At 67.3% G+C, this 13662-nt stretch carries 10 protein-coding genes; 5 read left to right on the top strand and 5 right to left on the bottom strand.

The window, feature by feature from the left end; genetic code table 11:
• Positions 1–122 precede the first annotated feature (122 nt).
• Entirely contained in the window at positions 123–1967 is a 1845-nt protein-coding gene (lepA, locus tag ACTQ49_RS07530) for a translation elongation factor 4 (protein WP_441827232.1), read from the bottom strand.
• Between the two features lie 160 nt (positions 1968–2127).
• On the opposite strand from lepA, the gene ACTQ49_RS07525 reads away from it, so the two are divergent.
• From ACTQ49_RS07525 to rpsT, 5 genes are all read left to right on the top strand, one after another.
• Positions 2128–3069, top strand: a complete 942-nt coding sequence (locus tag ACTQ49_RS07525; RefSeq protein WP_441827231.1) for an ABC transporter ATP-binding protein — start codon at positions 2128–2130, stop codon at positions 3067–3069.
• 69 nt (positions 3070–3138) lie between these two features.
• Positions 3139–4029: an ABC transporter permease gene (locus tag ACTQ49_RS07520; protein ID WP_441827230.1), complete on the top strand. Its 891-nt coding sequence runs from the start codon at positions 3139–3141 to the stop codon at positions 4027–4029.
• A gap of 79 nt (positions 4030–4108) precedes the next feature.
• On the top strand, positions 4109–5365 hold the full coding sequence (locus tag ACTQ49_RS07515) for a sensor histidine kinase (protein WP_441827229.1): 1257 nt from the start codon (positions 4109–4111) through the stop codon (positions 5363–5365).
• A gap of 5 nt (positions 5366–5370) precedes the next feature.
• Complete coding sequence (locus ACTQ49_RS07510; protein WP_441827228.1) at positions 5371–5976, top strand: response regulator; 606 nt, start codon at positions 5371–5373, stop codon at positions 5974–5976.
• A 133-nt stretch (positions 5977–6109) separates the two neighbouring features.
• Positions 6110–6370, top strand: a complete 261-nt coding sequence (gene rpsT, locus ACTQ49_RS07505) for a 30S ribosomal protein S20 (protein ID WP_441827227.1) — start codon at positions 6110–6112, stop codon at positions 6368–6370.
• Positions 6371–6504: 134 nt separating this feature from the next.
• Here the strand turns inward: rpsT and holA are convergent, their stop codons facing one another.
• The 4 genes from holA to ACTQ49_RS07485 all read right to left on the bottom strand — a co-directional run bounded on the left by holA (position 6505) and on the right by ACTQ49_RS07485 (position 13639).
• Positions 6505–7443, bottom strand: coding sequence for a DNA polymerase III subunit delta (gene holA / locus ACTQ49_RS07500; protein WP_441827309.1), 939 nt, complete (start codon positions 7441–7443; stop codon positions 6505–6507).
• 86 nt (positions 7444–7529) lie between these two features.
• Complete coding sequence (locus tag ACTQ49_RS07495; RefSeq protein ID WP_441827226.1) at positions 7530–9836, bottom strand: ComEC/Rec2 family competence protein; 2307 nt, start codon at positions 9834–9836, stop codon at positions 7530–7532.
• Between the two features lie 73 nt (positions 9837–9909).
• Complete coding sequence (locus ACTQ49_RS07490) at positions 9910–10854, bottom strand: helix-hairpin-helix domain-containing protein (protein ID WP_441827225.1); 945 nt, start codon at positions 10852–10854, stop codon at positions 9910–9912.
• 139 nt (positions 10855–10993) lie between these two features.
• Positions 10994–13639 (bottom strand): multicopper oxidase domain-containing protein, encoded by a 2646-nt coding sequence (locus tag ACTQ49_RS07485; protein WP_441827224.1) that lies wholly within the window; start codon positions 13637–13639, stop codon positions 10994–10996.
• Between the last annotated feature and the right edge of the window lie 23 nt (positions 13640–13662).

Below are 13662 nucleotides of genomic sequence, written 5' to 3'. Positions count from 1 at the left end.
CCCCGGCCGGGGACAGGACAGGCAGAGAAAACACGCGGGTGCGGCCCCCCCCTCCCCCCGCCTGTCGGGGGGCCCCCCCCCCCGCGGGGGGGGGGGGGCGCCCCCACCCGCGTGACATCGGCCTACTTCTTGGCTTCCTTCTCCTTGCCACCCTCGCCGGTCTGCAGCGCAGCCACGAAGGCCTCCTGGGGGACCTCGACGCGCCCGACCATCTTCATGCGCTTCTTGCCCTCCTTCTGCTTCTCGAGCAACTTGCGCTTTCGGGAGATGTCACCGCCGTAGCACTTGGCCAGGACGTCCTTGCGGATGGCGCGAATGGTCTCACGAGCGATCACGCGAGCACCGATGGCGGCCTGGATGGGGACCTCGAACTGCTGCCTGGGAATCAATTCCTTCAGCTTGCTCGCCATCGCCACGCCGTAGGCATAGGCCTTGTCCTTGTGCACGATCGCGCTGAACGCGTCGACGGGATCACCATGCAGCAGGATGTCCACCTTCACCAGATCTGCCGCCTCCTCGCCAGAGATGTCGTAGTCAAGGCTGGCATAACCCTTGGTGCGGCTCTTCAGGGCGTCGAAGAAGTCGAAGACGATCTCGCCCATCGGCAGGACATAGCGAATCTCGACGCGGTCCTCGCTGAGGTAGTCCATGCCGGTCTGGATGCCTCGCTTCTGCTGGCACAGCTCCATGATGGTGCCGATGTACTCGCTGGGCGCCAGAATGGTGGCCTTCGCCACCGGCTCGTAGACCTTGTCGATCTTCCCGTCCGGGTACTCCGACGGGTTGGTGACGGTGAATTCCTTGCCGTCCTCCATCACCACTCGATAGACCACATTCGGCGCGGTGCTGATCAGGTCCAGGTTGAATTCCTGTTCCAGACGCTCGCGGGTGATCTCCATGTGCAGGAGCCCCAGGAAGCCCACGCGAAAACCGAAGCCCAGGGCGCCAGAGGTCTCGGGCTCGTAGGTCAGCGCCGCGTCATTGAGCTGGAGCTTCTCCAGCGCCTCTCGCAGCACGGGAAAGTCATTGCCGTCGATCGGGTACAGGCCGGAGAAGACCATCGGATTGGGGTGCCGGTAGCCACCCAGGTCCTTCTCGGCCGGCCGCGCGTCCGAGGTGACCGTGTCTCCCACCCGGCTCTGGCGCACGTCCTTCACGCCGGTGATGAGGTAGCCCACCTCACCGACGCCAATCGCGTCGGACTTCATCGGTTCCGGGCTGATGACGCCCACCTCAAGCACCTCATGGGTGGCCTTGGTGCTCATCATCCGGATCTTCTCGCGATGGCTCAACCGGCCGTCGACCACACGGACATAGGTCACCACGCCGCGGTAGGTGTCATAGACGGAATCGAAGATCAGGGCCCGGGCGGGGGCGTCAGCATCACCCTCAGGCGCGGGGATCTGCGCGACGATGGCATTGAGCAGGTCATCGACACCCTGCCCGGTCTTGGCGGAGACCAGCAGGACGTCGTCGGGCTCACAACCAATCAGGCCAGCGAGCTCGGCCGCATACTTCTCCGGCTGCGCCCCCGGCAGGTCGATCTTGTTCAGCACCGGGATGATGGTCAGGTCGTTCTCCATCGCCAGGTACAGGTTGGCGAGCGTCTGGGCCTCGATGCCCTGGGCAGCGTCCACCAACAGGATCGCGCCCTCGCAGGCGGCCAGTGACCGTGAGACCTCATAGGTGAAGTCGACGTGTCCCGGCGTGTCGATCATGTTCAGCACATGGGTGGTCCCGTCAACCGTCCACGGCATGCGCACCGCTTGGCTCTTGATGGTGATGCCGCGCTCACGCTCGATGTCCATCCGGTCGAGGTACTGGGCGCGCATGGCGCGCTGGTCGACCACGCCCGTGATCTGGAGCATCCGGTCGGCGAGGGTCGACTTGCCGTGGTCGATGTGCGCAATGATGCAGAAATTGCGGATGATCGCCGGGTCGGTCGATCCAGGCTGTGGCGCGCTCAATGCACTCCCCGTCGTCGTGTCGTTCAGGTGGGACGAGACATCTTCTCACGAACGGCCGCACAACTCATGTCCGGTGCCCCACACCGCATGACAAATGTCATGAGGAACCGATGAGGTCCCGCACTGGGGACGAGTCCATTGCGACGGAAGACTCGAAGACATGAACACCACTGCTGATCCCGTCATCCAGGCCACTGGTCTTCGCCGCCGCTACGGCACGGGCCGTCACGGCTTCGAGGCCGTCCGCGGCATTGACCTGCACGTCAACCGAGGCGAACTGTTCGCCCTGCTCGGCACAAATGGGGCCGGCAAGACCTCCACACTCGAGGTACTGGAGGGGCTTGCTCCCGCGAGCGGCGGGACCGTTCGCGTGCTGGGGCATGACCCGATCAAGCAACGGTCCCGGATCATCTCGCGCATTGGCGTCATGCTCCAGTCGGCCGGCTTCCCCGAAAGCCTCACGGTGGCCGAGACCGCAACCATGTGGCACGGAACACTCACCCATCCGCGCTCGGTTGCCAGCGTGCTGGCCGACGTCCAGCTCTCCGATCGCGCATCGGTCCCGGTGAAGAGCCTCTCCGGCGGCGAGAAGCGACGCCTGGACCTGGGCCTTGCCCTGATGGGACGCCCCGAGCTCGTCTTCCTGGATGAGCCCACCACGGGCCTGGACCCGCAGAGCCGTCAGGTCACCTGGCAGCTGGTTCGCTCCCTGCTCGAAGAGGGCTGCACCGTCGTGCTGACCACCCACTATCTGGCCGAGGCCGAGGAGCTCGCCTCACGGCTGGCGATCATGCACCACGGCGTCATCCACACCGAGGGCACCGTCGCAGACATCGTCGCCACGCAGAACGCCCGCATCGACTTCCAGTGCTCGGGCACGGAGCTGCTGGACCTGGCCTCGCTGCCCGCTCTGGCCGCCCCCATCAACACGTCCGCCGAAGGACGCGTCCAGCTGCAGAGCAGCAACCTCCAGGTCACACTGGCCGCCCTGCTCGACGAGGCGGAACGGCAGGACCTGAGGCTGGGGCGCCTGCAGGCCCGTAGCGCGTCGCTGGAGCAGGCCTTCCTGGCCATCTCCGATGCCGAACGTCGAGCCGCCTGAGCTCCAGGCCACCCACCACCGCAACCCTCGCCATCGCACGTCGTCAACCGCACACCCCGGGAGAACACCATGACCAGCCTCACCGTCCCCCAGTCTGATTCCGCCGACACGACCATTGCCCGCACCTCCAACCAGGTGGATCTGCCCGGATCGTCCCCGGTCCGTCGCTCGCTGCGCCGTATCGGGAGCCTCACCCGTGCCGAGCTGAAGATGTTGCTGCGCAGCAAGGTGAGCTTCTTCTACGCCGTGACCATCGCACCGCTGATGGTCTTGATGCTGGCCCAGCTGCCCGCCGTCCAACAGGCCGACGAGCGGTTGGGCAAGGGAGGCATCGCCACCATGCTCACCGCCATCCTGGTCATCACCGGACTGGGCATTGCCATCTACTACAACCTGACCACCGCAACCGTGGCACGACGCGAGGCCCTGGTCCTCAAGAGGCTGCGCACCGGCGAGGCCACCCCGATGGAGATCCTGGTGGCCATCGCCAGCCCCAATGTGCTGATCTTCGTGGTACAGGTTGCCCTCGTGCTGGCCGCCCTCAGTGCCGTCTTCGGAGCCCCGCCCTTCACCAACCCGGTGCTGGTGGTGCTCGCGATGGTGCTCGGCGCCATCCTGTTCGCCATCGCCAGCTTCCTCACCAGCGCGATCACCCGCACCGTGGAGTCCTCGCAGCTGACCACCATGCCCGGCATGTTCCTGGCCCTGGGCATCTCGGGTCTCATGATGCCCCTGTCCACCTTCCCCGAGAACTGGGCTCTGGCCTTCCAACTCCTGCCCGTGGCACCCGTCTCCGATCTGGTCCAGATGGGCCTCAATGGTGTGACTCTCGAGGGTGAGCTGCTGACTGCTGCCGGGACCTGGCGTGCCGCGGTGCGTCCGACGCTGGTGCTGCTGGCCTGGATCGGCGCCGGTGCGTGGTTCCTGGGCCGCACGATGGTGTGGGAGCCCCGCCGATGAGCTCCGTCGGGCCGATCGTCGCCGGTGGCGGTCGGCCCGTCGTTGGGTTCCTGATCGATCCTGCTGGGAGAATCACGACGTGAACGAGCACAGCGCCCCTGCCGTACCGCTGACCTCTCGGGTCCTCGGGGCCACCCCTACCGAGCGGCTGGTTCGTTACACGAAGTTCTCCTTCGTCTTCCTGCCGCCGACTGCGTGGTTGATCCAGGCAGCCCCGCTGTGGGCCCAGCGTGCCGACATCCCGTTGTGGCGCACCGTCGTCTGCATCGCGGCGACCGCGCTGGCCTGCCTGGTTGCAGGACTGTTGACGAACGCCGCGCTCGCTGGCACCCGCCCGGGGCAAACGACCGAACGCACCCGTCGCCTGGGCTGGTTGGCATGGGGTCTGACAGGCGCCGCTGCACTGCTCCCGGCCCTGTTCCTCCCCGTGGCGGTGACCAGGTCCTGGGGTTCGGCTCCTGTCTCTGCCATGCTCGCCGTGGCCGGGCCGCTGAGTCTGCTGCTCTGTCTCCTGACCGGGCGCCAGGCCAATCTCGTTCTGGCGATGGCGGTCCTGGCGCCCGGGGTCATCGCACTGCTGCGGGGGCTCGACCCACTGATGTTGACCCTGGTCGGCTTCGCTCCGGCGCTCTACCTGGTGGCCATGGGGTGGACCGGACGGCTGACCGCCTGGATGCTCGGAGTGATCCGTGCCCTCGACGAAGCCCGCCAGACGAATGCGCGACTCGCCGTGGCCGAGGAGCGCCTGCGCTTCAGCCGTGACCTGCACGACATCGTGGGACGAGGACTTTCGGCCATCGCCCTCAAGTCGCAACTCGCTGCAGAACTCTCCCGACGCGATCGGCACGAGCAGTCACGCGAGGAGATGGATGCCGTGCACCGCCTCGCCCAAGAGCAGTTGGCCGAGATCCGCGCGGTCGTCGCCGGGTATCGCAAGGCTGACCTGCAGGCCGAGCTCGCCGGGGCCCAGCGCCTGCTGGAATCGGCGGGTGCCCGCGTCACGGTCACGGGAACCGAGCGGCTCGACGCCATCTCCGCCGCCAGTCAGGAGGCCCTGGCCTGGACGGTCCGCGAGGCCGTGACCAACATCGTCCGGCACAGCGCGGCGACTCGCTGCCGGATCGCGCTCGAGGCCGGACGGCAGGCCCGGATCACCATCAGCAATGATGGAGCCCATCCCCGTACTGGTGGCGCGAGCGGCAGCGGCCTGGCCGGGCTCGCGGAACGACTCAACGGCGTCGGCGGACACCTGGAGGTTCGCCAGGAGGGCAAGGACTTCCTGCTCATCGCGTCGGTCCCCCTCGATGCCCCGGACACGGCGGTGGGGGCAGAATGAGTCGGGTGATTCGCATCCTGCTGGCAGACGACGAGACCCTCATCCGCGACGCCCTGGCCGGGCTCCTCGGGCTGGAGGAGAACCTCGAGGTCGTCGCCGTGGCTGCCAGCGGCACCGAAGCAGTGGCAGCCGCTCGACACCACCGGCCCGACATCTGCCTCCTCGACCTCCAGATGCCCGGGCTGGACGGGATTGAGGCGGCTGCCCAGATCCTCGCCAATGATCCCGGCGCCGGCTGCATCCTGGTGACCAGTCATGGCCGACCCGGTCATCTCAAGAAGGCCTTGGCCACGGGAGTCCGGGGTTTCCTGCCAAAGACTGCCCCGGCGGTGGAACTGGCTCGGGTCATCCAGTTGGTGCACGAGGGCGGACGGCATGTCGACCCGCAGTTGGCGGCCGAGGCCATCGCGGCCGGTGACTCCCCCCTCACGGCACGTGAGTCAGATGTGCTCGAACTCGCAGCCGATGGCGCTCCCATCGAAGAGATCGCCCTGCGGGCCCACCTGTCCCCAGGAACCGTGCGCAACTACCTGTCGTCTGCGGTCGCCAAGCTGGGGACCGCGAACAGGCATGAAGCGATCGCGCTGGCCCGCCGTCGGGGATGGTTGTGAGGTGCTCCGACCGAGTTCGTCCGGATTTGAGTCGCGACCGCCACGACTGGTAGTGTGACGAGTCGCGTCTTTCGACGCATCAGGATTTCACTGAACTTTTTTCAACCGCTATCCAGTCAAGAAGGTTATCCACGTGGCAAACATCAAGTCCCAGATGAAGCGCAACAAGACCAACGAGAAGGCTCGTCAGCGCAACAAGGCCGTCAAGTCGGGTCTCCGCACCGCTGTGCGTCGCTTCAACGAGGCTGCCGCCGCGGGCGACACCGAGAAGGCGACCACCCTCGCCGCTGCCGCCAACCGCGCGCTGGACAAGGCCGTCTCCAAGGGCGTCATCCACAAGAACCAGGCTGCCAACCGCAAGTCGGCCATCTCCACCAAGGCTGCCGCTCTCTGATCCTGCTTGAGGCACCATGAGTGCCCCGCAGGACCGAGGAACTTCTGTTCCACAAGACCAGCGTCTCGACCCGACTGGGGGTCGAGACGCTGGTCTCGTCGTAGGCCTGCTCGAGGCCTTTCCCCCACCCGAGGTCAGCGCTGCACGGCGTGCGCCCTGTCCACCGCCAGCAGCAGCCTTTCCAACGCGAAGTGGGGGTCGCTGGCCGCACCCTTGACCTGGGCATCGGCGATGGCGACGGCGCGCAGTGCTTGCGACACCCCGGCTGGGCTCCATGACCGCGAAAGCCGAGCCAGGTCCTTGATCTTCCACGGGGGGACACCCACCTCGCGCGCCATCTCCCCCTCACTCATCCGCGACGAGCGAGCATCCAGATACTTGCCCAGTCCACGCAGTGACGAGGCAATGGCACTGGTGACCAGCACCGGCGCGACTCCCGTCGACAGTGCCCAACGGAGCTTCTCCAGCGCTGGCCCCGGCCGTCCGGCCATGATGTCGTCCGCAACCGCGAAGCTCGTCACATCGGCCCGCCCCGCGAAGTATCGCTGGATCATCGCCGCGGTGACATGCTGTCCCTGCCAGTCACTTCCCAGCTGGGAGACCGCGCCCGCCAGTGCTCGCAGGTCATTGCCGACCGCGTCCACCAGTGTCTGTGCGGCCTCGGGATCCATCGAGACCTTGCTGCGCTTGGCCTCGCCGGCTACCCAGCGTGGGAGCTCCCAACTCTTGATGGCTGCTGCCTCCGCCACGGGGACCTTTGCCTTCTTCAGCTTGTCCACCAGCCCTTTTCCCTTCTGACCACCTCCGTGGACCAGGGTCAGGCACAGGTCATCGCCCGGGGACTTGGCTGTGGCCAGGACCTGCTCGAACAGGTCCTGCGGGAGGTTCGCCAGATCCTCGACCACCACGACGCTGGCAGCGGCGAACAGTGACCCGCCGGTGAGTTCGGCGAATCGGTTGCCCTCGAGCTCGACGGCCGTCACCTTGGTCACTTCGGCTCCGGGTACGTCTCTGAGGGCAGAAGCGACTCGATCGGCCACGATCCGTTCCGCGACGAGTGACTCGGGCCCCATCACCAGAATGCAACTGCCAAAAGTCTGTGCGGAGTCATGTCGTGCGGCCATGGGGCAAGCATGCCAGCTCGGTGTGACAGTTCTGCTCAGCGACGGTTCCGCTGTCCGGTGGTCCGCAGCTCCAGGCCACCGTCGGCCATCCGAACCGCGATACTGCCCTGGTGGTCGGTTCTTGCCACCTGCATTCCATGGCGGCCGGCCAGGTCAAGGGCCGAGGAGGAAGGGTGCCCATGCCGATTGCGGAGGCCGGCACTCGCGACGGCAAGACTGGCTCCGGTGCTCTCCCAGAAGGGTTCGTCCTGTCGACGGGAGCCGTGATGCGGCATCTTCAACACGTCCGCCATCGCAACCATTCCGGCCTGGACGACGCGCCGCTGTCCCTCGGGCTCCACATCACCCCCCAACACCACCCGCAGGGCTCCCGACACCTCTGCAAGACCGACGATGGAGGCGTCGTTCTCCGCGGAGCTCTCCTGTTGTGCTGCACCCTGTGCTTCTGGCGCATTTCCGGCACCCAGGACGGTCCAGGTGACCTCGCCGACGGTGATCGCCCTCCCCTGCTCTGCGGTTGTCACCGTGGCTCCGGCTTCCACCAGCATGTCGGTCACCGTGCGGACGGTGCCCTGTGGCCCGGCCCCGGGGTTGATCTGTGCCACCTGGACCGGCAGCTGGTCCAGCAACCGTCGCAGCCCTCCCACGTGGTCATCGTGGAAGTGCGTCAAGACCAGGAGCGGAATCCGTCGCACGCCGAGCTGACGCAGACAGGTCATGGTGTCATCCGTGTCTGGCCCCACGTCCACCAGCACCGCGGCCCTCCGCCCCGCGTGCAGCACTGTGGCGTCGCCCTGACCGACATCGCAGAAGGCGGCTTGCCACACTCCTGGGTAACCAGGTGGTCGTGGGGCACAGACGCACCCGAGCACCAGCATCACGGCAGCGAGCAGACAGGCCCAGACTCGAGTCAGGACTTCCGGCACCAGCGGAACGCCCGCGAGGCAGAGAATTGTCAAGGTCAACAGCATCCCGGGCCCGGCGGGCCAGGGCCACGTTGCCCCGGGCAGTGCCGCGCCGGCAGTGGCCGTCCAGATGATGGGTTGCACGCACCACCCGGCCAGCCAGCCCAGCAGCACGGACAGCTCTGCCCAGACCATGGACAACCCGGCGGCGGCCAGACCCAGGACGGTCGCGGGCCCGACGAAGGGCCCTGCGGCGGCATTGGCGACCAGGCCCACCACGGAGACCTGACCACTGAGGGCGGTCACGATCGGCTGGGTGGCCAACTGAGCCGCCAGAGGGACAGCGATCGCCTCCGCCACCCAGGTGGGTGCCCAGTGCATCGCCGCGGTCCACCGGGCGCCCCACAACAGGATCCCTGCCGTCGCGCACACTGACAGGGCGAAGCCCATGGAGTGCGCCAGCCAGGGGTCCGCGAGCACCAGCAGGAAGGCACCGACGCAGAGGTGGCGCAGCCCCCGGCCGGGATTGGCCGCTCTGCCGAGTCCCGCCAGCGCCACCAACCCCATGGCTCCGGCGCGAAGCACGCTCGGTTCCACCCGGCAGATCACGACGAAAGCCACGACTGCCACGGCACAGATCGCCCGGATCCACCATCCCCGGACTCCGATCCAGCGCACGAGCATTGACGCGAAGACCAGCATGAGCGTCAGGTTCGTGCCGGACACGGCGGTGAGGTGGGTGAGTCCCGTCGCTTGGAAATCCTCCTCCAGGGCCGGGTCCAACCGACTCGTGTCCCCGACGACGAGGGATGGTAGCAGGCCTGCCTGCACTGGCGGGCTACGTCGCATGGCGTCGCGCAGCCCTGCCCGAACGGAGTTCACCTGCCGTCGCCAGCCCTGGGGGCCGCTCACGAGTTCTGGTGCGGCGCGAAGGGTGATATCTGCCGTAAAGGGCTGGCCGGGCCGCGGCTCACGAAACCGACCCCGTACGTCGAGGACGCTGCCCGCATCGTGCAGAGCCAGGTCATCGACGTGTTCTCCCGAGACCCTCAAGCGCACCGGGAGCGATTGCTGCACGATGCCCTCGCGGCCCTCAACCAGCAGCGTTCGGGCCGCCACCGAAGCAGTGACCGGCCGAGTGGCATCCGCTTCATGCACCCGGACGTCCGAGGTGAGGATCACCCGTGCTGTTCCCGACGCCTGCCCCTGCGCCAGAAGACCCGCGACCGACTGTGTTCTCTGGTGCTGTCGTGCCCACGCGGAGGTTCCCGAGATCACCAGGCACAGCATGACGGTCACCGCCAGCCAGCGCCGTCGGCCCCCAAGGGCCATCAACACTGATGCCACGGCCACCGATCCAACGACCAGCGACGAGCCGATTCCTGGCACGATGCCCCACCGGGCACCGGCCCAGCACGCCAAGGCCAGGGGGAACATCCTCAGGTCCAGCCCAGCGCTCCGGTCAGCGGTGGAATCAGAGGAAGGTGAGGCCGGACCCCGGACGTCCCGGTCAGACACGGACCTGGGTGGCCAGTCGGGCAAAGCTCTTCTCGCCGATCCCATCAACATCCTGGAGTTGCTCCACGCGCGTGAAGGCCCCGTTCTGCTCGCGCCAGTCGATGATCTTCTGCGCCGTCACCGGCCCCACGCCCGGCAGTGCGTCGAGATCCTGGAGGCTGGCGGTGTTCAGGTCCACTTGGGCCGCGCTGCCGTCACCGGTCCGGTCCCCCGCGTCGGAACCCCGGCTCGTCGAGACGGCTCGTCCCGGCTCGGCACTGGACGGCGAGTCGGCGCCGCTCTGTCGGCGCACCTCACCCCTGGGCGAGGATCGATCGCCAATCACCACCTGGTCGCCATCGGAGAGTGGCTGTGCCAAGTTCAGCTCTGCCACGTCGGCGCGTGGCCCCAACCCGCCCGCACTGTCCAGCGCGTCGACAACCCGTGCACCTGCTGGCAACCGCACCACGCCGGGGCGCCGTACCTGCCCGATCACGTGCACGATCACAGCGGGGGGCGGTGACGTGCCTGCGCCCGCAGCCGACGGTCCGGAACTGGACGCCCTGGGCGTGGGAGCAGTCCGTGGATCCGCCACGGGCGCGGTCTCGGTTCCCACGGGCGGCGGCTGGGTGCTCGGGGCCTGTTGGACAACGGGGACTGAGGTGGCGCGAGCACGGCTGAGGACCACCATGGTGGCCAGGATTGCGAGTACCACGACCAAACAGATCGCCTTGACGTGCTCACGACGAAAATCCGGCCGACGGATCGTTCCGATCCAGTCGGCGAAGACCGAGGTGAGCGTCGCACGCTCGTCGCCTGCTACAGCCGATTCCCCCGCGTCCGCCTCCCCCACCTCGTCGGAAGGCGTGGACTCGTGTCGGTCGTCGGAGTCCACGACGAACAGGCCACGTCGCGGACCAGCTGCCAGCGGCGGTTGGCCCGCCATCAGCTGGACCAACCGGTCGCATTCCTGTGCATTGGTTTCTGGATGGCGCCTTGTCACGTCCCCAGCGTGTCCATCTGGACGAGCACGTGATCAGCAGCTCACTCACCTGTGGACAGTTCCTCGAATGAAGACTGCCTGTGGACGGAGAGTCTCACCGGACGCGGACCACCCCGGATGCGCCGCGCTCCGCGTCCACCATCTGGTGGTTGACCATCGAGTAGTGCCCCGCCTCCGGGAAGACGGTCTCCACGAATCCGCCCTGGGCGGCGAGCATGCCCAGTGTCTGACTCCCTCCCGTGTCACTTCCGGAACTGCCCGGGGTCCTGCCACGGTTGAGCCGCCAGGCTCCCTCGAACCAGACAGTGTCGAACTGTGTCCCGACGATGTGGAAGGCAAGCGCCCTGCTCGGACCCGCATCCAGCACCCAGAACCTGACACGTTCACCCACCCGAGCCTCCAGGGGATGGCGGGCGTACTGGCCCGCGTGCCCATTGAAGACCACGGCGTCCGGCTGTTCCGCCTGGATCTTCGCCATGTCGGCCACACCGGGTCTTCCCCCCTCTTCCGCGCCAAAGAACTGCTCCGACTGGATGATGAGGAATTCCTTGTCCACTGGCTCCAGGTCTGGTGGGTCGATGACCACGGCGCCATACATCCCATTGGCGATGTGCTGGCTCATGGGCGCCGTGGAACAGTGGTAAAGCCAGATCCCGGCGCGGCCCGCCGTGAAGCGATAGACCAGACGCTCACCGGGGGCAATGGTCCTCATGGGACGATCCGGGGCCAGCGCACCGGCGTGGAAGTCGATCCCGTGCCCCATGCCTGAGTCATTGACCAGCGTGATCTCGAAGACATCGCCAACTCGACCCCGCAGTACCGGCCCGGGCGCCTGACCGTTGAACAACCACAGGGTCTGACGAACTCCCGGTGCCACCTCCACCACCTCGTCAGTGACTCGCAGAGTGTGGCGGTGCAGACGACCCTGTGGCGCCGGTGGCAGGCTCGCGTCGCGCGGGGACCAGTCCTGCGTGTAGTCCGTCGACAGGTCCAGCTGGGGCGTCGGCACATCCGCGTCCCCATCGGATGGGAAGCTGCCTTCCCGTGTTGGCGTCGAGTTGTCCTGGTGCTGGGCGTGCGAGGTTGCGGTCCCCGTGGTCTCGATGGTCAGCTCCATGCCCATGGCCCGGTGCCCAGCCACGGAGCACCACCCCTGGGTGGGGGCATCGATGATCCCCACGTCGACGACGCCCTGCTCCCCCGGGCCCAGGCGTCCCGAGGTGACTCCGTTGTCCAGGATGAGGTCATGGACCAGGCCCGAATCCTCATTGACCAGAGTGACCACGAGCCTGTTCCCGGCTGGCACCATGATCGTGTCGGGGATGAATCGCATGTCCCGAGCGACAACCCGCACCTCCGTGGTGGCTTGCGCACCAATCGACGATGTCGGCCCAGCGGAACGGCCTGCCATCGCCCGGAAGGCCACTGGATCCACACCGGCGGCCACCGCTGCCGCAAAGACGGACCATGCCATTCCCCAGGCAAGACCGCGCTTCAGGGAGTTCGGCGAGGCCACCGGCTGGGCGGTCTCTGCGCCGGCCTGGCGGCGCACTCGCCACGCACGTACCAGGCACCCGATGAACAGGGCCAGTGCGATGAAGACCGCCGTGGAACTGGTGACCTTCCACACCGAAGTGATCGGGAGATGGAAGATGACCAGACCCAGATTGACCACCGTGAGCCTGGCAATCCCCCCTCGTTCGAAGACCGCGCTCGTGCGGCGCACCATGGCCGGACCGCCTCCCAGGACCACAGGGACCAGGTGTGAGAGCGCCCCCAGCACGGTCTGCAGCAGAAAACCCACCACCAGCACCACGACTCCGTCACGAAGCGCGGCAACCAGACCAGCAGGATTCGCGGCGGCCATCCACTGCCAGACGGCCCATGCGAGCCACCCCAGCAGCCACAGCTGACCCGCCGCCACGGAAAGGACGGCGAACGAACGCGTTCCGCGACCACGCCAGGTGCGCAAACCAGACAGGCAGCTGTCCATGAGGATGACCAGCAGCCATCCGAGCGCGAGGGCTCCCATGATCCGCCAGCCGTGCGGTGCCACCGTGTGGAGGGCCGGCGCGATGGCGGCTGCCACGATGCACACCATCACCCAGGGCAAGGTGCGCCGAGCCCGTTCCCCGGCGCCCTCGGCTGCCCGGGTCCGGAGCATCGTGGGCCACAGCGTCACCAGAGTTCCCCAGACTGTCATTCCAACCCAGCCGAGGACATTGAGCACCAGATGGCTGGCAAGGAGTGCGTCGGCGGCTCCTCCGAAGGGCGCCGCCATCAGACCCCCCAGGATGGCTCCCCCCACCAGACAGGCCGCAGCGCACCGATACCACCCGACCACCACCGCGAAACGCGCCGGGAGGCTGGCGCGGGCCTGTTGCGCCAGTCCGACCAGCTGCGCGACGGCGGCCAGGGCGATCCCCAGCACGCCAGGCCACAGCAGCCACGCCGACTGCGCGAGCACTCCACCCACCAGGAACACGAGACCGGCGTTCAGGAGGGTCAGCGCCACGATCTCACGGCGGTGTCCTCGTGGTTGCGTGCGCAGGACGGCATCAGCAAAGTGGTTGCTCCACACGACGATCGCATTGCTCGCCACTCCCACGGTCACCAGATGGACCATCAACCAGGTGGCCTTGGGCACCCAGCGATGGGACAACACGAGTCCCACCAGCGCCACCATCCAGAACAGCATCGGCAGCGCCGCGCGCGAATGCCATCCACGGCGAGTCAACACCGGGTCGGAGCCCTGAACCCCAG

Source organism: Luteococcus sp. Sow4_B9 (assembly GCF_052116585.1).
Taxonomy (GTDB): domain Bacteria; phylum Actinomycetota; class Actinomycetes; order Propionibacteriales; family Propionibacteriaceae; genus Luteococcus.
This window is presented reverse-complemented; position numbering and strand designations above follow the sequence as displayed.

Excerpts from the sequence above, each read along its gene's own strand:
- ACTQ49_RS07520 (WP_441827230.1), top strand. The coding sequence starts at position 3,139 with ATGACCAGCCTCACCGTCCCCCAGTCTGATTCCGCCGACACGACCATT.
- ACTQ49_RS07495 (WP_441827226.1), bottom strand. The coding sequence starts at position 9,836 with ATGTTCCCCCTGGCCTTGGCGTGCTGGGCCGGTGCCCGGTGGGGCATC.
- holA (WP_441827309.1), bottom strand. The coding sequence starts at position 7,443 with ATGGGGCCCGAGTCACTCGTCGCGGAACGGATCGTGGCCGATCGAGTC.
- ACTQ49_RS07525 (WP_441827231.1), top strand. The coding sequence starts at position 2,128 with ATGAACACCACTGCTGATCCCGTCATCCAGGCCACTGGTCTTCGCCGC.